The sequence below is a fragment of the Thalassospira sp. A40-3 genome (assembly GCF_015871485.1).
GTDB lineage: Bacteria > Pseudomonadota > Alphaproteobacteria > Rhodospirillales > Thalassospiraceae > Thalassospira > Thalassospira tepidiphila.
The window spans coordinates 853,049-872,040 of sequence record NZ_CP065428.1 but is presented as its reverse complement, the minus strand read 5'-3'; the positions used below and the strand labels follow the sequence as shown (position 1 = coordinate 872,040).

The following is an 18,992-nucleotide window of genomic DNA, read 5'->3' as shown; positions in this document are numbered from 1 at the left end:
CGGTGGAACCTGAAAATGAATTGGGTTAACGAACTGATTTTAAAACCATAACTCAAATCCAGATGGCATCAATGGATTAGTTTTCCTGTATCCAGCGCCATGGGTAACAACACCATCGCTCCAACCCGACCGGTAAATAAAAAAGCCGCCTGCAGCGCAGGACGGCTTTTGGTCTTCCCTAGACTTGGGCTTTGGCGCCCAACGGATATCCGGTCCTAACCTTGGCGGCGGCCGGATTTGAAAACATCCTGTTCAAGCGGCTTGAGGCCAAAGCTGCCGCGACGCGGACCGGGATTTTCCGCCACGTATTTTTCGGCAACCTTGCGTTCGTCCTCGCTCATACGGGCGTGGATTGCCCCCATTTCGCGCTGCGCCTGACTGCCTTCGGTCGGTGCCGACATTTTCAGCCAGTAATAGGCCAGAATATTGTCCTGTTCGACGCCACTGCCAATCGCATAAAGGCGTCCAAGTGCTGCCTGACCATTTGCCGATCCCTTGCGGGCCGCACGTTCATACCAGGTCGCCGCGCGCACCATATCAACCGGCACACCAAGGCCATGTTCGTACATTACACCGATCAGGTGATAGCCGCCCGGATGGCCAAGCTCGGCCAGATCCATGGCAAGGTCCAGCGCATTGGCGTAATCGGGTTCGCGGTGCGGCACACCGAAAATCTGGATCTGGGTCATCTGATATTTCGCAGATGCATCCCCCTGATTAACCGCATGGCTCAACATCTTCCAGCCACGGTCAAACAGTTTCAGATCCGATGAATGGCAGAAATACATCGCAAGGTTGGCCTGGGCATAGGCATCGCCTTCGCTTGCGGCAAGTTCAAACCAGCTGATGCTTTCGGCGATATTGCGTTCCGCGCCAAGCCCGACACCAAGTGCATAGCCAAGGGCCGATGCGGCCTCGACACTGCCGGCGCGTGCCGCACGCATGTTAAACTCGAACGATTTCGACGGATCGCGACGAACCCCGCGGCCTTCAAGATAAAGGTATGCCAGAACGCTGGCAGCAGACGGGTCATTCAGTTCGCTTGCGCGTTCGAAATAGGAGACAGCCTTTTCGTCGTCCTGCGGCACGCCCCAACCGTTCAGATAGCAAACACCAAGGTTGTAAAGCGCTGCGACAGAGCCGAACTCGATCGCCTCTTCAAACCAGTGCGCCGCCGTTTCGGCATTTTCCTGAACGCCAAGCCCCTTGGCATAGAGATAACCAAGATTATTTGCCGATACCGGACCACCAGCGGCAGCTTCTTCGTTAAACCAGTACGCCGCTTCGCGGTACCATTGCTGACCTTCGCCAAGATCCTCGGCAACGCCGAGTCCCTTGCTGCGCATATAGCCATAGCAAACCGCCGCAAAAGCACGGCTCTGTCTGTGAATTTGGTCAAGGATGCGGCGGGTCGCGGACTCATCACGCGGCATGCCGTCGCCCAGATAATGCTTTTGGGCAAGCGAAAGCTGGGCGAAAATGTCTTTTTCGACATTTGCCTCATCGTAATAGACCATTTTAAGTGCACGATCCATCACAGCACTACACTCTTCACCGCTCAAAAAAATCCAACAGAATCATAGCGCTTACACCCACGTTGGGCGAAAAAGGCGCCACCATATAGTTATTGAACGTTAATTTATAGCACTAAGCTGCGACTTTTCCAACTGGTCTCGATAGGTTGCAAGGAAACCTTGGAACTCTTCTACTTCGTCGACGCGATCGGCAAGCGTCCGGTAATCAATCAACCCTTGGGTTGGCGAAGATGTGATCAGGCTGAAGGCCTCGGCATAGGGGCTTTGGGCCATGACTTCGCCATAGCGTCGCTTGAGCATGTTAAGGGTACGTTCCTGCCCAGCCATTGCCAGGTTGACCGCCCAATTGAGCATGTATCGGCCACGCTCATCAGAGATACCGTTTTCATCGAACGGTTCTTCACCGACCAGACGCTGGAAGGTCTCGGCGGCAGACATGTAATCGCGGGTATTGCGATAATGGTCGATCCGCAACAATTCGGCATTGCGCGAATAGTCGCCTTCAAGCGATGCAATCGCCTCGACACCGCGATCCGTATCAAGCAGGGCACGCGCCCGAAGGTGTCGACGCTGGGTGGCAAGTTCGTCGGAGACGCCGGGCACTTCGGTCTCGTCGATAATGCGGATGGTTTCCTCGGGCTTGCTATCAAGAAGATAAACCAAGGCCAGTCGCGCCCCGACCCGGGCCTTTTCCACCCCGGTCAGACGGAAGTCGACCTGATGTTCAAGGAGTTCCTCGGCGCGTTCAAACAGTTCGACATCAACCATGCGGTCGGCAAGACGGCGAATAAGTTCGTCGCCCTTGTCACCCGCCGGGGTCAGTTCGCGGAACTCGTCATATAGCGCAACCGCCTTGATCGCCGAGATATTATTGATTTCCTCGCCGAGATACAGGTTTTCAAAAGTCTTGTGCATCATGTCGGTCGCCTCGGTCGCCACCGGCATATTCGGGAAGAAGATCGCGACCTGACGCAGGGTATTGAGCCCTTCGCGGAAATCCTTGTTCTCAATCTGCAATTCGCCAATACGTTTGAGCAACGCCATCTCGAACGCGTCACCGCGCCACGCAAAACGCAGTTTCTGAAGTTGTTCGATCGCATCTTCGACCGTCAGGCGTTCAAGCCGCATCAGAAGTTCGGTGCGATCAAAGATCGCGTGCGCACGCGCCTTGCGGTTTTCTCCCTCTGCCACCTGATCCCAGGTCGCGACAGCCTGTTCAAGCTCGCCGGCTTCTTCTTCGAAAATACCCTTGAGGTACTGGATATCCATGATCTTGCTTTCGGAAAGACCCGGGGTCACCAGCATCTTTTCGATCATGTCCATGCCCGCTTCGGGGTTGCCGACGATCAAGGCCTGTTCAGTCGCAATCGGCACCAGACGCGACAGCAATTCAGGCGGGTAGTAATCAAGGATATGAACACTTTCAAGAAGATCGCGCGCACCTTCGTTCGGACGCCCGCGCGCCGCCAGGGTCACCGCCCGCCAAAGCTGCATCTCGGGGATCTTGCGCAGGCGTTCATCTTCAAGCAGGCGTTCGGCTTCTTCATATTCCCGGTTCAGGAACTTGACCGCTGCCTTAAGGGCACGGAACTGCAATCGTTGCGCAATCAGCGGATCATCGTGTTCCATGGCGGAAATCACCGCATCGGCTTCGGGGCCCAATCCGTTCGCCAGATAATACTGGGCCAGATCAAGGCGCGCCTTGTTGCGATGCTCGTCACCGGATTCTGCAATCTTCCGGCGCAGTCCACGGATGGTTTTGTTGTATTGGTCCAGACCACCGCGCCGCCAGTCATCCAGCTCGAAAATAAGACCTTCGCGACCATCACCTGTTTGCGCGCGCACCCCGGTTGCCGAGGCCAGCAAACGTGCACCTTCCGGTGAAATGTTAAGACCATCTTCGGCGGTAACAATCACGGCCTGTCCATCATCACGCCCGGCGACCTGAACACTGTCATTCATCGGGGCAACGACCACGCCCTGAACCGACGGCAGAACTTCAAATTCCGGATAGCGTAGCGCAACCTCGATGCCATAGCCGTTCTGGGTTGTCGTGGTCACGCGCAGGGTATCGCCGACTTCGGGATCATCAATCGGGATAATCGGCCCGACATCCTCAAGGGGCACGATCAGGCGCGCACGGGTCTGTTCGTCCAATTCAATCGACGGCCCCAGCTTTTCAACCGGCTGCATGATGCCTTGCTGCATGGTGATGCGCCAATCACCCGTTTCACTCCGGCCGGTGTAAAGGCCGATGCCCTCGGGGATTGTCATGCGGACAATCGTTGCGTACGGGCTTTCGATCTGTTCGACAACGCCGACGATCTGGGCGGCCTGTTGGCGCACATTATCAAGGTTGAGATTGGCACGTACATCAAACGCCAACCACAAGAACCCGGCGCGCGACCATACCGCCGCCCCGCCCGGCTGGCCAAACGGGAAACCAAGCGTCAGTTCGGTCGCGGTCTGATCAACAGTAACAACAAGATCGCCGATGCTTTGTCGTTCGATCGGTGCCTGCCCATTGGTTCGAACCGTGCTTCCTGCGCTCTGCGCGGCCTGCGCAAGGGCTTCGGGGGAGTTGGGGTCAAGCGCGCCCTCTTCGGACGTTGGCACGCCTGCATCGGGAACCTCTGGCGCCGCATCTTCGTTCTGCGCAGTTGCAGACGGGGTTGCGGGCGCAGGCGGGGCTGGGGTTGTCACCCCGGCCTCTGGTGTGTCTGTCGTGCGGGTTTGCGCGGTGGTGGTTGCCGGGGCACGCTGCACGCCCATGATATCAACCACGACCTTGTTGCCAGACCGGAAATGGCGCAATTGCCGTGCCGGGGTCGTTTCGACAACGACATCCAGCGGATTGGTATCGCCCTGGCGCACACGCACACCTTCGGGCAGGCGTCGTGAAATATCGTTGGCATTGATACGGGCCGGCGCATCAAACGCGATGGTCTGCGCGCCTTGCGCCCCTTCAAGGACGTAATCGGTGCGGTTTGGCCAGTCAAACACCAGCCGATAGAAGGTCGGATGGCGTCCGACCCGCACGTCAAGCTCCGCCAGTTCTGCCGGGTTATCGGCAACCGTTTCAACCGGTGTTGTCGGCGCCGGGGTTATTTCGGGGGTTTGGTTATCCTGTGCGGGACGCGCCGGCGGTGTCGGTACTGCGGGTGCCGGTGCGTCCGGTTTATCTAGGATATCGAGGACGACGTTGCTGCCGACGTTAAATGCGCGCACTTCGTAGTCGTCACTCAGCACAAAGGCGATTGTGCGACCATCAGGATCAAAGAATGCATCGGAAATATAGCGTGAAACCGGCGTCAGAACACCGCGCAACGAAGCCACCAATGGCTGATCGAACCGCACGACCAACTGGTCGCCGATGATCTCGGCGGTGTAATTGACCGGCTCGTTCCATTGCAGAACAATTCGGCCATACCCGTTATGAAGCCCGGAGCGGATGATAACAGGGTCCGCCACCTGGGCTATTGCAGGGCGCATTCCGCTATAAGGCAAAACCATTGCCGTGGTGGTCGCAATTGCAACCGCCAGCAGGATGCGCACGGCAAGTTTCGCCATACTTACGTGCCTCCGATCCCGCTTCCCCCGTGAGGCTCGATTACAATGTCGACCCGGCGCGCCATTGCAAATCGCGCCTCCTCATCCAAGAGTTTGGGAAGCTGGTCGTATCTTGATGCCGCAAATCCGTAAATATTTATGTAATCTGTGTAACCGGATTGCTTTAACTCGTTGGCAACAGCCCCGGCACGGGCCAGCGAAAGTTCCCAGTTCGATGCATATTGCCCACGCCCACTAAGCGGCCTTGGATCAGTATGCCCCTGAACACCGATACGGTTACCGATATTGCGCAACACCCCGCCCAGCACAAACAAGGCCTGTTGCGCCTTGGGTGTCATATCCGAACTACCGGCAACAAACAGAATATCACCCGGCAGGGAAATCACCAGTTTGTCGGCTTCACGCGACATGCGCGCATCGCCAAGGACCGGGTTGTCATCAATCGCGTCGTCAATCACGGCACTGAGATAATCAAGGTTCATTGCCGGTTTGCGATACACACGCGGAATGTTCATGTTCGCCATCGGCTCGTCGGTATCTTCAACCGGCGACGGTTTGATTGATTGCGACAAGGCATCAACGACCTCGTCCCAGCGATCGATCTTGACCTTGGACATGGCAAACAGCATGACAAAGAATGTCAGCAGCAGCGAAATCAGATCCGCCAGACTAAGCATCCAGGGCGGTGGGCCCTTGACCTCTGGCTTGCGTGGTGCGTCTTCGCTCATCCGCCACCTCCCGATGCTTGTGGTCCAAGCGGGATCGGCTGGGAAATGGATGGCTGCGCGCCACCATTTGCCGGCGGGATCATGAATTGTTGAGGCGCGACAGCACCCGTCTGCCCGCCCGAACCACCGCCATTCGCGCCAGAGTCCGGCGTCGTGGAGGTCGGCGTTGCCGCAGGCGTTTCATTTCCATTGCCGTTACGATTGATCGGTTCCGGCGCTTCCTTGGGACCGAAATTCCAGAAAAAGCGGAATGTCACGATGAACGGGTCGGCACCCGGATCAATCCCGACAAAGAAACGGTCTTCGGGTGCGCCGACATCGGTCAGTTCGCGGGCAAATGATCCGGCCTGGGCGATCTGAAGATTGTTTTCAATCTGGATCGTGCCTTTGTCTTCGATCTGGCTGCCCATGACCATTTCCATCTCGTAGGAGGCGTAACCATCGTCATCAGCTAGCACTTCGGCCAGCTGGCGCATGAAATCGGCCTGTCTTTCGCGGACCAGAATGGAATTGGTATCAAACAGCTGATCGACATGCATGATGACCTCCATCAGCTTGCCCGGCTGAATGACTTCAACCCGGACCACTTTGATGGCGGTCTCAAAAAGATGCCCCAGCTTGTCCTGGGTTTCCTGTGCTGATACCGTTGGCCCCTCGATGGAGGTCACGGTCTGCAAACTGGTTGTCGGCGGGAGAATGGCCGCAAATGCCGAGGAAAGGCTTTCCTGCACTTCGCGGGTTTTGACCTCTTCAAAGGTCGAAATGGTATTGAGCAGAATGAAAAAGGCTAGCAGAAGAAGATAGAGCGCCAGAAACAACGCCACTGCCCCGTTTGTAGGGGGGGAAGGTGGTGTCGGTCCATCGTCCTCTATCTCCGCCATGATAACGCCACTTAGTTAAACATCGCGTCGATGTCGGCCTGCGTTACGCCTTTTCCTTCAAGCTGCGGACCGTTCAGCAAAGCCTCTTCGCCTTCCAGTTCTTTTTTCTTCCGCGGGTTGGCGGCAGCATATTTGGCGATTTCATCACCAAATGCCGTCACAAGCCCTTCAACCCGTTCTTCGATGGATTTCAGGGCCTTGATCACCTTGGTGGTGCGCTGGCCGGTGATATCCTGGAAGTTACAGGCTTCGTAGACGCGCATCGTTGCACTGGTCACGATTTCGGCCTGTTCTGGCGGCAAGGTGCTTGCGAATTCTTCAAGCGTGTCCATGGCATCAAGGATTTCGTGCGTCGCCCCGGCGGTCGCATCGACGATGGCATCAAGCTCGTCGGTTGCGTTGGGGATATACTCGGCCTTGATATCGTCCGGACGAAGCGAGGCGATTTCCGATTTCATCTTGCGAATGATGCCGGAAAGCTCATCGAGCTCGCCAAACAAACGTTTCTGATCATCGGTCGGTTTATCGCCCATAAAGCGCGACAACTGATCCATCAGATCGGACAATTGTTCGACCTTCAGGTCATCACCATCAAGGCGAGCCTGAAGATCATTCAACAACTGACGTAGTTCGTCTTTGGTCGCCTTAGACATAGCGGTATCGCGGGACACCTGCCCCGCGCTCCTGATCAGAAATCACCAATGACAGTCTTCATCTTGCCTTTCAACGTCTCTGCGTTGAACGGTTTGACGATATAGTTGGAGACGCCTGCCTTTTTCGCCATGACCACGTTCTCGGTCTTGGCTTCAGCGGTGATCATGATGAAGGGCATATCCTTCAGTTTTGCGTCTGCGCGGACTTCCTTCAGAAGCTGAAGACCGGTCATCGGCTCCATGTTCCAGTCGGAAATCACGAGGCTGAACGGAGCCTCACGCAGTTTGCGAAGCGCCATGCTACCATCGGTCGCTTCTTCAATATTCGTAAAGTTGAGCTGCCGCAGAAGGTTACGGATGATACGCAACATGGTTTTGTAATCATCCACAATCAGGATCGGCATATTCGGATCGACGGCCATTCACAACTCCATCAGCTATCTGATCTCCCACCCTTGCCTACCATACTTCCGCATAGTAACAAGGCCCCTAATAATCGTGATGTACCTATTTAATATTGGTTAATCAAGATGTTTAACCCACGATTAAATTCGCCACCACGTTGTCTTCGCTCAAAAATTCCCCCCCAACGGCCACTCTTTCCCATTCGGGCCGTGCGGTCAATCCTTTGCAGCATTCCGCTATTGAAGCGGTAACATATTGATATCCTGCTTGTAGGCCAGCTCGGACGTCAGCGCGCGCGCACGATCCGGCGTCATTTCTGACAGAACCGCTGCGGTGTTGGCTTCGCGCATGCCCAGTGCGACCTGCAAAAGAATATCCATATCAAGATCGTTCCAGATGCGAGCCGCATCTTTCGGCTTCATTTTTTCATAAACGCTGATCAGCTTTTTGATCCGATCGTCTTCCTGCGCTTCCTTGGTTTCGACCAGACCTTCGATGGCCGATTTAAGGGATTTCATTTCCTCGATCTTGGCATCGATGCGCGCCTCGGCGGCGGCAATCAGGCTTTCGCGTTCGTCAAGGCGCTGCTCCTTGCGGTCCAGCTCGACACGGCGGACAGACAGGTTCTGCAACAGGTCAATTTCTTCCTGGGTGAAAAGGGTCGGGTCACCGCCCAGCATCGGCGGCACGTCAGGGTTACCCGTGACACCGTCAATCGGCTCACCTTCCATGGTCAGTCCTTCCGGGTTATCCAGACCCGGATCGCCATTTTCCGGTGTTGCGGCCTGTTCGGCAGCAGGATCGGGTGCCGGTGCCTGCGCCTGGGCCATCTGCACCACGCTGACACCTTTATTCTCTGCCGTTTCCTGCTTGGCGGAGTCATACGAAAACAGGTTGACCACCCGCATCGAAAGCACCATCACGCCAACCAGAACGACCAACGGCAGAATACGCACACCTGACATTCACACACCCAAGCATGTCGGCACAAAGTGCCCATGCTCCTTCCCGATTGATTTCTGTCCGTTCCAGTGGAACGGGATCCTACCCATTAGATATATAGAAAACTCGTAATCTCAAGACCGACAACAACGCAAATTCGTTGCTTGAAACTTCCTATCGAACCGACCGCAAGGCCGCCAGCAATTCACGTTCTGCCTCGGAACGTCCCGCATCTTCATCCTGATCATAGGGATCGGACACATCCGCCCGACTGCCATATGATCCCCCCGAACGCGCGGGCTCTTCACGGTCATAGCCATCATCGACCGGGCCATTTCCCCCGCGCTCGATCTCGCCGACCATTCTGGCGGCAAGTTCTTCGGCACGGGTTTCAACACCGACGCGATCATGGTCGTCAATTACATCATTGCGGTCTTTGGCCGCCTTCATCCGCCCAAGACCGGCATTGCCAGCCCCGGCCGATTTTCCGCCATCACCGCCAGCAGCGATGCCATCGGCCGCATTTCCAGCGGTACGACGCACGGAATTAACGTCGCGCGCAGCCTTTTCCAGACGGTTGGCAATGCTTTCACCGCGATCGACCATAAAGCTCAGGTCTTCGTTCAGCGCGCCGGCCTTTTCAATATCCTCACGCAGCCGTTCGCCAGACTGCTCCGCCATTTCCTTAAGGGCGGTGATCGACGTTTCGGCGCGCTCATTGGCGGCATTGAAAGCGGTCAGGAAGTTCTGCATGTCTTCGCGGCTACGCCGAAAAGCTGCCAGCTTGCGGTTCAGAATAATCGCATAGACAATCGTTGCCCCCAACAGCACGATCATCACAAGATCCAGATAGAACGCGAAGTCCATCAGCTAGTCTTCCTCGTTTATGCGCGCACGATCACGAACCTGAATGGCAATCCTGTCACCCTTGCGCCCCATCAACCCCTTGAACAACGGCACATCCCCGCAGCGGACCTCGACAGGCGAGGTCGGACCAGTATTAAGAACCAGTCTGTTCCCAACTTCAAGGTTGAGGACATCGCCAAGGGCCATGATCTGTTCATCAAGAACAGCCAATAGATTAACATGGGTCTGCCACAGCTCATTTGCGAGGTGGTTTTCCCAAATGGAGTCACGACCGAATTTTTCCCCCATGAACATCTGAAGCAGAAGTTCACGAACCGGTTCCAGCGTCGCATAAGGGATCAGAAGTTCAAGTCGACCACCACGGTCTTCCATATCGATGCGAAGCTTCGCCACGATGGCGGCGTTGGCATGACGGGCAATGGTGGCAAAACGCGGGTTCGTTTCAAGGCGTTCAAAGCGGAACGTCACCGGGCTTAGCGGGTCAAACGCAGCCGAAAGGTCGCCAAGAACCACGTGGATCATACGTTCCACAAGGTTACGTTCAATCGTGGTGTAGGGACGACCTTCAATACGCATGGCCGCCGTACCGCGACGCCCACCCAACAAAACGTCCACGATGGAATAAATCAGCGCTGAATCGACGGTCAGCAGCCCGTAGTTATCCCATTCCTCTGCCTTGAAAACACCAAGCATGGCCGGCAACGGGATCGAGTTCAGGTAATCACCGAAACGCAGCGACAGGATGTTATCAAGCGAGACTTCGACGTTATCGGATGTGAAGTTACGCAAGGACGTCGACATCATACGCACAAGGCGGTCAAACACGACTTCAAGCATCGGAAGTCGTTCATAGGCCACCATCGACGAGTTGATGATCGCCTGAATACCCGACTGATCGCCTGCACCCGAACCGTCATCAAAGCCGAGAAGGCTGTCAATTTCGTCCTGGTTCAGAACGCGCGCAGATGTACCGCCGCCCATGGCTTCGGCCATATCGTCGCCGCCGCCATCATCGTCGCCGTCATCATCGCCGAGCATGGATTCCCATTCGGCGGCCATATCCTCGCCGCCGTCGTCTCCACCCTCGTCATCGCCGCCTGCCATGGCTTCCCATTCAGCGGCGAGAGCATCATCATCTTCGTCTTCATCAGCCATCAGCGATTGCTTCCTGAATTTGGCACTCGGGCTGCTACAAGATTATTGTACCAGCATTTCCTTGAACAAAACGTCGTTTATTTTCGCAGGCTTGGCCGCGGCACTCACCCGGATCAAAAGTTCTTCGCGCAATCTGAACATCCCTTCGGAGCCGGAAAGATCCTCTGGACGCAGTTCGCGAAGATAGACCTGAAAGTTGTCAACAATGCGCGGCATCATCTGTTCGACCTGCGGCAGCATGCCCTGATCGGCGACTTCCAGACTGACACGGATTTTAAGGTAGCTCTGCTTTCCACCACCCGTATTCAGATTGACCAGAATTTCCGGCAAGTCGACAAAGCCGACATTTTCCGGAACCCCTGGGTCATTTTCAATCGAATCTTCTGTGATGACTTCCTCGGTTTGCTCGCCTCCGCCGCCGGTCAGCATGTCTATCACCGGCTGAAGCATGCCGGTGAAATACGCCGCCGCCGCACCGCCCAGCAAAAGCAGCACAAGCAGAATGACCACGACCAGCATCTTCTTGCTTCGGCCACCGCCACCCTCGTCCATTTCGATTTCGTCGACGTCGTCACCCATCGCTTCGCGAATTCCTGCGTTTGAAGTTCTATCTTCCTGATCCAGCAAACACTGTGCCGGATTAAAAGCCATAACGCTATCACGTTAAAAATATGTTGCGTTTCGGTCTATTGGTGATTTGTCACAGCGGAAAATATCACCATCTCAGCGCCATATGCTTAGCCCGGGCACGCAAAGCAATAGCCTGTCGTGGCTATCCCGGAATAAATTGCCGGATCGGAGTATCCGGCTTGTGGCGCAATTGTGAGATGGTCCTTTACCACCCTGCAAACCGGACATGTTTTGCCGACCTCCCCGGTCACCCGGCAATCCTTTGCCCATAACGGCAGTCGGCAACGGCACTTTCAGTCAAACCACCGCAAAAAACGACCGGCAACAAATGCCGAACTTAAAATTTATTATTTTAAATCAATTATTTAATAAAACTGGCACGCAGATCGCATTCCTGATGGTCAAGTTACAGTCCTGAAAGGGAAATTCGACCATGGAAAACGTTTCATACATTGCACTGTCCCGTCAGAAGACGCTGCGCAGCATGATGAACAACCTGTCGCAGAACATGGCAAACATGAACACGACCGGTTACAAAGAGCAGCGCATGATGTTCACTGACTGGATCGCAAAGAACAAGGACGCGCCGTTCCGTGGCGAACGCGAAATCTCACTGGTTCAGGATATCTCGCAATACAGAAATACCACTGTCGGCAACATTGAACATACAGATCGTCCGCTTGATGTGGCGCTTAGCCAGCCGGACATGTTCTTTGCCGTCGAAACGCCAACCGGTGTCCAATATACCCGTTCGGGCAACTTTTCCCTCGATCCGGGCGGCCAGCTGATCACCAATGACGGTTTTCCCGTGCTGAGTGATGCCGGTCAGCCACTGTTCTTTAACGAGGCAGACGGCCAGATCGAAATCAAGGGCGACGGGTCCATCTCGACCGATATCGGCCAGATCGGCAAACTTCAGGTCGTTACTGTCGATAACGTGCAGGAAATGATCGTCACCGGGAACACCCTTTATCGTGCGCCGGAAGATGAAAATAACGCAGACGCCGTCGAACTTGTCGAAAATCCCGGCATTGTTCAGGGCGCGCTGGAAAAATCCAACGTCAATCCAATCAGCGCCATGACGCAGATGATTGACGTTCTTCGCACGTATCAATCGGTCAGCCGTTCTCTTGAAAGCGAGAACGAGCGTATGCGCAACATGATCAACAAACTCGGGGATGTCCGCGCCTGAACCGGCAGTGGCACCCGATAGATAACATCGAATTATAGCGCAAAATCTGCGCAATCGAAGGAGAAGACAGATGCGGTCACTTGATATCGGCGCTTTGGGCATGCAGGCTCAGTCCACCAACGTGGATGTGACCTCGCACAACATCGCCAACATGACCACCACCGGCTACAAGCGCCAGCGTGCTGAATTCCAGGATTTGCTGTATCAGGATTTGCGCCGTGCAGGTTCGCCGTCCTCCGATACCGGCACCATCGTGCCAACCGGTGTTCAGGTTGGTCTTGGTGTGAAGACCGCAGCAATCGGCCGCTACATGGGTCAGGGTTCGCTGACCATGACCGAGAACGAGCTTGATATTGCCATTCAGGGCCGCGGGTATCTTCAGATCGACCTGCCCAGCGGGGAAACCGCTTATAGCCGTGATGGTACGCTTAAACTTGATGCCAACGGCGCGCTTGTGACCAAGGATGGCTTTGCGGTTCAGCCGGGCATCACGGTTCCGGCCAATGCGCGCTCGGTAACCATCAACTCCAACGGTGAAGTTTTTGCCGAGATCGATGGCCAGGTTGCCCCGCAGAACCTTGGTCAGCTTCAGCTTGCGACATTTATCAACCCGCCGGGTCTTAACGCCCTTGGCGACAACCTGTTCCTTGAAACCGAAGCATCCGGTCAGGCCAATGTCGGCGCCCCGGGGGATGTTGGCTATGGCACGGTTCAGCAGGGATATCTTGAATCCTCGAACGTCAACGTGGTTCAGGAAATCACCAACCTGATCAAGGCGCAGCGCGCTTATGAAATGAACTCCAAATCGATCTCGACCACGGACGAGATGATGAGCGCCGTCAGCAACCTGCGATAATTTCCGGTTCTGAAGGCATTTCGTTTGCGCAAGTCGCGGTCACATGATCTGCGAACTTGCGCAAACTGTATTTACGCGATTTATACCGTTCCGTGGTACAGTAGGCGGATGAAGATAAAGAACATAATCCTCGCGCTCGCACTGTTGTCCGCAATTGCGTCTCTGCCCCCTTTGACAGAGAGCGCTTTGGCGCAATCATCGCAAGGCAACAGCCTTCGCAACAATCAGCCGAGCAGTTCTTCTGTCTTTCTCAAACCTGATGCCCTGGTCGAAGGTCAGTATGTGACCTTGGGTGATCTGTTTTCCGGGCTTGATCCCCAACAGCAAGATATTGCCGTCGCCCATGCACCACAGCCGGGCAAACAAACCGTTCTTGATTATCGCTGGCTATACGGGATTGCCCAGCGACATAATGTCGAATGGCGTCCGCGCACAACAGCCGATCAGGTCCTGATCACGCGCGCCAGCCAAGTGATTACCATGGATGAAATCCGTGAAGCGGTCGAAATTTCCCTAGTTGACTATGGTATTCAGCGTCCCTTCACGGTCGATCTTTCGAGTGACAATTTCCAAATTCATCTGCCCGTTGACGCCCGCAACAGTGTTGATGTCAGTGCCATCGAGGTCAATTCACGCACTCAGCGCTTTGTTGCCAGCGTGACAACCGGCGCCCAGACTGCCCAACAGCGGACATATCGGATCAGTGGCAAATATTACCCGCTAACAAGCGTTCCCGTCCTGGTCGAGCCAGTATCTCGCGGTTCCGTCATCCGTGCCGATCAGGTTGAATACCGTGATTTCCGGTCCGAACGAGTTCCAAACGGGGCCATTCGCGACATCAATGATGTTATTGGCAAGGAAGTCATGCGGCCCAGCAATCCCAATGAACCCTTGATGTTTCGGGATCTGAGCAACCCCATTCTGGTCCGTCGCGGATCGCTTGTGATCATTCGTCTGGTCACTGCCAACATGTCCCTGACCGCACGCGGCAAGGCAATGGAAGACGGATCACTTGGTGATGTCATTCGCGTGGTCAACCAATCGAGCAACAAGACCATTCAGGTCGAAGTTGTGGCCGAGAACGAAGTCCGCGCACTGCCCGCTCTGTCGCAGTAATCCGCGCCCCAAAACGCCACACAACCCGGCAAGCTTTTCCTCTTATACCAGCCGAGAACTGGCACGGTACTTGCGTTAAGAAATGCAGGAACCCAGGAGGAATTCATGCCTACTAAAATCACCCAGATATCATGGCGGCGCATTGCGGTTGTCAGTTCGCTCATCGGGGCCACAGCATTGCTGTCAGGCTGCAACGCGATGAAACGGCTTTCCGAAGTTGGCGAACCGCCGAAACTGTCGTCCATTGATAACCCGACACAGTCAGAGGCCTATCGCCCGGTAAGTTTGCCGATGCCGGCCCCGCAGGTTGCTGAACGTAACCCGAACTCACTATGGCGTGCCGGCGCACGGTCCTTCTTCAAGGATCAACGCGCAAACCAGGTTGGCGACATCCTGACCGTGGTTGTTGAAATGGAAGACCGCGCGGCCCTTGCCAACACGACAGTTCGTTCGCGCACCAATTCCGAGGATCTCGCGGTTCCGAACCTGTTCGGGCTTGAGGCAGAAATGACCAAAGTTCTGCCCGAAACCATCGATCCGACCTCAATGCTTGATTTCGACAGCAACACGTCAAACCGGGGTGCCGGAACTCTTGATCGTAACGAAGCCATTGATTTGCGTGTTGCAGCCATTGTTATTCAGGTTCTGCCAAACGGCAACTATGTCATTCATGGCCGTCAGGAAATTCGTGTGAACAGTGAAATTCGCGAAGTTCAGATTGCCGGTGTTATTCGCGCCGCTGACATCAGCTCCGCAAACGAAGTCAATTACGACAAGATTGCCGAAGCCCGTATCTCATATGGTGGTCGCGGGACGATTTCCGATGTTCAGCAGCCACGCTATGGCAGTGAAGTTCTCGACATCATTCTGCCGTTCTAACATTTGAAAAGTCTTGTGGCTCAATCCCGTTTTTCCGGGTTCCGGTTGATCACATGGCGAAGCGTTCAAAGGTCACCTTCGGGTGGCCTTTTTCGCATCAGAGCGACACAAAAACGAAAAGCCCGGCCAGAAGGCCGGGCTTTTGTGACTTTGGTTATCCCTAACCAGTAATCTCCCACCATGTCATGTCGTTGCATGACGGGGATCGGCCAAGCCAAATCCCAAGTATTTTTTCCACCCGGCGCGATCAATCGTCGCGACGTGTGCGCTCCATCCGTTCGTGGCGTTCCTGGGCTTCGATGCTCAGGGTCGCAATCGGACGAGCTTCAAGTCTTTTCAAGCTGATCGGCTCGTCGGTTTCTTCGCAGTAACCATAAGATCCGTCTTCAATTCGACGCAATGCAGCATCAATTTTTGAAATAAGCTTGCGCGCCCTGTCACGAGTACGAAGTTCAAGTGCCCGGTCAGTCTCCGCCGACGCGCGGTCGGTAAGATCCGGTTCCTGAAGCCCGCCATCTTGCAGGTTCGCTAATGTTTCTGAAGATTCATGCAGAAGTTCTGCCCGCCAGGTCAAAAGTTTCTGGCGGAAATATTCCCGCTGACGCGGGTTCATGAACTCTTCGTCCTCAGCAGGACGATAGTCAGGTGGTAAAGTGATAGTCATGTATGCCCTCTATACAGGACTCATCGATCGCGCGGGAATATAGAGGCCACGCGCCAACGGTGCAAGCCGATTGAACAAATAAATGCCAATCACCCCTCAAAGGCGCAGAATTCTGCGATATTTCTATGGAAAATACCTTTGATTAAACAATCAGATCAGGCCGGAAACTTCAAGTTTCGCCAACTCAACCCGGGCGCGAAGATCGATCTCGTCGAGAACAGAAGAGAGTTCGGGATCATCAATCATTTCGCGCTGCTGGTCGAGCAAACCGACCAGTTGCTGCAGACGTGCGGGGGATAATTGGCCACTTAGCAAGCCGTCTCGCACAGCTTCAAGCTGCTCGAGCATGCTTTTTGCGCGCAACATTGCGGCCTTTTTGGGCGAATCCAGTGCATCCCCGCTTTGCTGGAGCGCAAGCAAGGCATCAAGGGCGCTTACAGCCCCCGCACTTCGAACACCAGCGGCACCGCCAGCATCCCCGGAAGAGTCGAGCGAACGCATGGCGTCAGCAAAACCGCTTCCGCCAGATGTGCCGGACGATTTCTTGCGCGAGGTTGCCCCCGCACCAGCAGCCTTGGAACCGCTAACCTTCATGATCCGTGTCCGCTCAGTTGTTGTCGATCTGTTCAATGAACATATGCAGTGCATGGTCGGATGCATTCATCCAGCCCAAGCGGCCAGAGAATGAGCAAACACCAAACTTGCAGAAATGAGTCTCCCTCAATCGCGCCAGACGCGCAACGGGAAAAAAATGCCGGGTTGGCTCATCCGCCGCGATGACCCCGAGGCAAAATCACCTTAAACGCGTCGTTTTCAGGGGATTTTGGCGTTACCAAGGTCGCCATCGGCAGAAAGCCTCAGTTGGCATGGTTTTCGCAAATAGCTTTGCAAACGCGGTTTACCCGATCAATCGCCTCATTTGCCGGATGCGCTGCATCCCATGTAAAACCGGAATTAAGAGTATGATCACAGGTCTTGGCAAAATAGCACGCAATGCACTCGCAATGCTTACGCTGGGAATGCTTGCCGTGACGCAGCTTACCCCTGCACATGCACAATCACGCATCAAGGATATCGCCGACTTCGAAGGCGTGCGTGACAACATGCTGGTGGGTTATGGCCTTGTGGTTGGCTTGAATGGTACCGGCGATGATCTGGGCGATGCAGAATTTACCCGTCAAAGCATGGTTGCGATGCTTGAACGCCTTGGCATCAACGTCCGCGATCAGATCGAAGACCTTGAATCTGATAACATCGCGGCCGTGATGGCCACCGCAACCCTGCCGCCGTTTTCGCGTCAAGGGTCGCGCATTGATGTCAATATCAGCGCGATTGGCACTGCCGAAAGCCTCCAGGGCGGCACGTTACTTGTGACCCCGATGGTCGGTGCTGATGGCGAAGTTTATGCCGTTGCCCAGGGCAATCTCGCGGTTGGCGGTTTTTCCGCTGGTGGCAACGCTGAAACTATCGTCAAAGGCGTTCCGACCTCGGCACGTATTGCAAATGGCGGCATCGTTGAACGCGAAATCGACTTTAACCTGAATTCCATGCAGGACATGTCAGTTGTCCTGCGCAACCCGGACTTCACCACAGCACGCCGTGTCTCCGAAGCAATTAATGCCTATCTGGGTGAAGTTGCTGCACGCGCCAGCGACCCGGGCACTGTGCGTCTGAACATTCCGGAACGCTACAATCAGAATATTGTCGCCCTTCTGACCGATATCGAACAGCTTCGCGTTGAACCCGATCAGATCGCGCGTGTGGTGATTGACGAAAACACCGGCACCATCGTGATGGGCGAAAATGTCCGGATCAACCGTGTCGCGATTGCGCAGGGCAACCTGACAATCCGTGTCACCGAAACGCCGCAGGTTTCCCAACCCTCGCCCTTTTCGCAGGCCGGCACAACCGAGGTTGTAGACCGCACCAATATCGAGGTCGATGAGGGCGAAGACAATCAGTTGGGCATCATGAACGGCGGTGTCAGCCTTCAGGAACTGGTCAATGGCCTCAACAGCCTTGGCGTTGGTCCGCGCGACATGATCACCATCCTTCAGGCCATCAAGACGTCTGGCGCGCTTCAGGCTGAAATCGAGGTGATGTGATGATGACCGACAGCACTGCCGCTCTGATGGCGCAGGCACAGGCCAGCGCACAATACGGCAAGCAAAACAATATCGCGGCCCGCATGGATACACTCACCGATGGGCACATCAAGACCGAAGCACAGGCACGCAAGGCTGGCGAGGAATTTGAATCGATGTTCCTTGGCCAGATGCTCAGCCACATGTTTGCCGGCATTGAAACCAACGAAATGTTTGGCGGCGGGCATGGCGAGACGATGATGCGTTCAATGCTTGTTGATGAATACGCCAAAGAAATGTCCCGCGCAGGTGGCATCGGAATTGCAGATGCCGTTACACGCGAAATCCTCAAAGTCCAGGAGGGATGAAAATGACCACCCAAGAGCTGGTTACCGAACTTAAAAGCGTCACCTATGACCTTATGTCCCTGCTGGAACGTGAATCCAGTGAACTGCGTAGCCTGACATCTGCCGAATATGAGCAATTCCTGTCGGAAAAATCTGCCTTGGCAATGCAGTACGAGCAATTGGTCGTGAAACTGCGCAGCCGTGGTGACGAACTCCGCGCCATGTCCGAAGAGGAACGTGAAGAGCTGCGCGAGCTTCAGGCCGAGTTCCAGCAAGCTGCGCGGCGCAATATGAACACGCTACAGGCGGCCAAGGCGACCAACGAACGCGTGGTTCAGGCTATCGTCCGCGCGGTCAATGACAAATCCAAAGAAGAATGCACGACCTATACCCGCTCTGCCACCACCAGCAAGGCGTCGCTCGGCGGTTATGGTCGCACGATCAATAAGTCCGGTGGCGCCTATAGCGTCAACGAAACGCTCTAAGGG

At 55.1% G+C, this 18,992-nt stretch carries 19 protein-coding genes; 7 read left to right on the top strand and 12 right to left on the bottom strand.

Annotation, left to right across the window (positions count from 1 at the left end; genetic code table 11):
- Positions 1 to 215: 215 nt before the first annotated feature.
- From IT893_RS03900 to IT893_RS03855, 10 genes are all read right to left on the bottom strand, one after another.
- On the bottom strand, positions 216 to 1,535 hold the full coding sequence (locus IT893_RS03900; RefSeq protein ID WP_008890389.1) for a tetratricopeptide repeat protein: 1,320 nt from the start codon (positions 1,533 to 1,535) through the stop codon (positions 216 to 218).
- A 99-nt stretch (positions 1,536 to 1,634) separates the two neighbouring features.
- Positions 1,635 to 5,105 (bottom strand): hypothetical protein, encoded by a 3,471-nt coding sequence (locus IT893_RS03895; protein ID WP_197146879.1) that lies wholly within the window; start codon positions 5,103 to 5,105, stop codon positions 1,635 to 1,637.
- 2 nt (positions 5,106 to 5,107) lie between these two features.
- Positions 5,108 to 5,833, bottom strand: coding sequence for a flagellar motor protein MotB (locus tag IT893_RS03890; protein WP_008890391.1), 726 nt, complete (start codon positions 5,831 to 5,833; stop codon positions 5,108 to 5,110).
- The gene (locus IT893_RS03885; RefSeq protein WP_231959694.1) at positions 5,830 to 6,714 is read right to left on the bottom strand and encodes a flagellar motor protein MotB; all 885 of its coding nucleotides are present in this window, start codon (positions 6,712 to 6,714) and stop codon (positions 5,830 to 5,832) included. Before IT893_RS03885 ends, IT893_RS03890 begins: the two co-directional genes overlap by 4 nt.
- A gap of 11 nt (positions 6,715 to 6,725) precedes the next feature.
- On the bottom strand, positions 6,726 to 7,367 hold the full coding sequence (locus IT893_RS03880) for a protein phosphatase CheZ (protein ID WP_064788592.1): 642 nt from the start codon (positions 7,365 to 7,367) through the stop codon (positions 6,726 to 6,728).
- Positions 7,368 to 7,402: 35 nt separating this feature from the next.
- Positions 7,403 to 7,789 carry a response regulator gene (locus tag IT893_RS03875; protein WP_008890394.1) on the bottom strand — a complete coding sequence of 129 codons (387 nt, stop codon included), beginning with the start codon at positions 7,787 to 7,789 and terminating at the stop codon, positions 7,403 to 7,405.
- A 219-nt stretch (positions 7,790 to 8,008) separates the two neighbouring features.
- Positions 8,009 to 8,737, bottom strand: coding sequence for a MotE family protein (locus tag IT893_RS03870; RefSeq protein ID WP_197146878.1), 729 nt, complete (start codon positions 8,735 to 8,737; stop codon positions 8,009 to 8,011).
- Positions 8,738 to 8,888: 151 nt separating this feature from the next.
- Positions 8,889 to 9,581 (bottom strand): DUF6468 domain-containing protein, encoded by a 693-nt coding sequence (locus IT893_RS03865; protein WP_197146877.1) that lies wholly within the window; start codon positions 9,579 to 9,581, stop codon positions 8,889 to 8,891.
- A gap of 3 nt (positions 9,582 to 9,584) precedes the next feature.
- Complete coding sequence (fliM, locus tag IT893_RS03860) at positions 9,585 to 10,736, bottom strand: flagellar motor switch protein FliM (RefSeq protein WP_063087511.1); 1,152 nt, start codon at positions 10,734 to 10,736, stop codon at positions 9,585 to 9,587.
- A 42-nt stretch (positions 10,737 to 10,778) separates the two neighbouring features.
- On the bottom strand, positions 10,779 to 11,315 hold the full coding sequence (locus IT893_RS03855; RefSeq protein ID WP_008890398.1) for a flagellar basal body-associated FliL family protein: 537 nt from the start codon (positions 11,313 to 11,315) through the stop codon (positions 10,779 to 10,781).
- 484 nt (positions 11,316 to 11,799) lie between these two features.
- On the opposite strand from IT893_RS03855, the gene IT893_RS03850 reads away from it, so the two are divergent.
- The 4 genes from IT893_RS03850 to flgH all read left to right on the top strand — a co-directional run bounded on the left by IT893_RS03850 (position 11,800) and on the right by flgH (position 15,409).
- The gene (locus IT893_RS03850) at positions 11,800 to 12,558 is read left to right on the top strand and encodes a flagellar hook-basal body complex protein (protein WP_008890399.1); all 759 of its coding nucleotides are present in this window, start codon (positions 11,800 to 11,802) and stop codon (positions 12,556 to 12,558) included.
- Between the two features lie 70 nt (positions 12,559 to 12,628).
- A complete protein-coding gene (gene flgG, locus IT893_RS03845; protein WP_008890400.1) occupies positions 12,629 to 13,414 on the top strand; it encodes a flagellar basal-body rod protein FlgG in 786 nt (261 codons plus the stop codon).
- A 186-nt stretch (positions 13,415 to 13,600) separates the two neighbouring features.
- Entirely contained in the window at positions 13,601 to 14,530 is a 930-nt protein-coding gene (gene flgA, locus IT893_RS03840) for a flagellar basal body P-ring formation chaperone FlgA (RefSeq protein ID WP_197146876.1), read from the top strand.
- Positions 14,531 to 14,635: 105 nt separating this feature from the next.
- The gene (gene flgH, locus IT893_RS03835; protein ID WP_197146875.1) at positions 14,636 to 15,409 is read left to right on the top strand and encodes a flagellar basal body L-ring protein FlgH; all 774 of its coding nucleotides are present in this window, start codon (positions 14,636 to 14,638) and stop codon (positions 15,407 to 15,409) included.
- A 247-nt stretch (positions 15,410 to 15,656) separates the two neighbouring features.
- Here the strand turns inward: flgH and dksA are convergent, their stop codons facing one another.
- A complete protein-coding gene (gene dksA, locus IT893_RS03830) occupies positions 15,657 to 16,073 on the bottom strand; it encodes an RNA polymerase-binding protein DksA (protein ID WP_008890403.1) in 417 nt (138 codons plus the stop codon).
- Positions 16,074 to 16,223: 150 nt separating this feature from the next.
- Complete coding sequence (locus IT893_RS03825; protein ID WP_008890404.1) at positions 16,224 to 16,667, bottom strand: flagellar assembly protein FliX; 444 nt, start codon at positions 16,665 to 16,667, stop codon at positions 16,224 to 16,226.
- A 368-nt stretch (positions 16,668 to 17,035) separates the two neighbouring features.
- On the opposite strand from IT893_RS03825, the gene IT893_RS03820 reads away from it, so the two are divergent.
- The 3 genes from IT893_RS03820 to IT893_RS03810 are packed head-to-tail and all read left to right on the top strand — an operon-like array spanning position 17,036 to position 18,989.
- Positions 17,036 to 18,178, top strand: coding sequence for a flagellar basal body P-ring protein FlgI (locus tag IT893_RS03820; protein WP_197146874.1), 1,143 nt, complete (start codon positions 17,036 to 17,038; stop codon positions 18,176 to 18,178).
- A complete protein-coding gene (locus tag IT893_RS03815; RefSeq protein WP_064782350.1) occupies positions 18,178 to 18,525 on the top strand; it encodes a rod-binding protein in 348 nt (115 codons plus the stop codon). Before IT893_RS03820 ends, IT893_RS03815 begins: the two co-directional genes overlap by 1 nt.
- Before the next feature lie 2 nt (positions 18,526 to 18,527).
- On the top strand, positions 18,528 to 18,989 hold the full coding sequence (locus tag IT893_RS03810; protein ID WP_157194018.1) for a hypothetical protein: 462 nt from the start codon (positions 18,528 to 18,530) through the stop codon (positions 18,987 to 18,989).
- The last annotated feature ends 3 nt before the right edge of the window (positions 18,990 to 18,992 follow it).

Bases quoted from the DNA above. Each gene is read 5' to 3' on its own strand.
- IT893_RS03890 (WP_008890391.1), bottom strand. From the start codon at position 5,833: ATGAGCGAAGACGCACCACGCAAGCCAGAGGTCAAGGGCCCACCGCCC.
- IT893_RS03815 (WP_064782350.1), top strand. From the start codon at position 18,178: ATGATGACCGACAGCACTGCCGCTCTGATGGCGCAGGCACAGGCCAGC.
- IT893_RS03875 (WP_008890394.1), bottom strand. From the start codon at position 7,789: ATGGCCGTCGATCCGAATATGCCGATCCTGATTGTGGATGATTACAAA.
- fliM (WP_063087511.1), bottom strand. From the start codon at position 10,736: ATGGCTGATGAAGACGAAGATGATGATGCTCTCGCCGCTGAATGGGAA.
- IT893_RS03825 (WP_008890404.1), bottom strand. From the start codon at position 16,667: ATGAAGGTTAGCGGTTCCAAGGCTGCTGGTGCGGGGGCAACCTCGCGC.
- flgH (WP_197146875.1), top strand. From the start codon at position 14,636: ATGCCTACTAAAATCACCCAGATATCATGGCGGCGCATTGCGGTTGTC.
- IT893_RS03855 (WP_008890398.1), bottom strand. From the start codon at position 11,315: ATGGGTGACGACGTCGACGAAATCGAAATGGACGAGGGTGGCGGTGGC.
- IT893_RS03820 (WP_197146874.1), top strand. From the start codon at position 17,036: ATGATCACAGGTCTTGGCAAAATAGCACGCAATGCACTCGCAATGCTT.
- IT893_RS03850 (WP_008890399.1), top strand. From the start codon at position 11,800: ATGGAAAACGTTTCATACATTGCACTGTCCCGTCAGAAGACGCTGCGC.
- IT893_RS03880 (WP_064788592.1), bottom strand. From the start codon at position 7,367: ATGTCTAAGGCGACCAAAGACGAACTACGTCAGTTGTTGAATGATCTT.
- IT893_RS03885 (WP_231959694.1), bottom strand. From the start codon at position 6,714: ATGGCGGAGATAGAGGACGATGGACCGACACCACCTTCCCCCCCTACA.
- IT893_RS03865 (WP_197146877.1), bottom strand. From the start codon at position 9,581: ATGGACTTCGCGTTCTATCTGGATCTTGTGATGATCGTGCTGTTGGGG.
- flgG (WP_008890400.1), top strand. From the start codon at position 12,629: ATGCGGTCACTTGATATCGGCGCTTTGGGCATGCAGGCTCAGTCCACC.
- IT893_RS03870 (WP_197146878.1), bottom strand. From the start codon at position 8,737: ATGTCAGGTGTGCGTATTCTGCCGTTGGTCGTTCTGGTTGGCGTGATG.
- IT893_RS03895 (WP_197146879.1), bottom strand. From the start codon at position 5,105: ATGGCGAAACTTGCCGTGCGCATCCTGCTGGCGGTTGCAATTGCGACC.
- IT893_RS03900 (WP_008890389.1), bottom strand. From the start codon at position 1,535: ATGGATCGTGCACTTAAAATGGTCTATTACGATGAGGCAAATGTCGAA.
- dksA (WP_008890403.1), bottom strand. From the start codon at position 16,073: ATGACTATCACTTTACCACCTGACTATCGTCCTGCTGAGGACGAAGAG.
- IT893_RS03810 (WP_157194018.1), top strand. From the start codon at position 18,528: ATGACCACCCAAGAGCTGGTTACCGAACTTAAAAGCGTCACCTATGAC.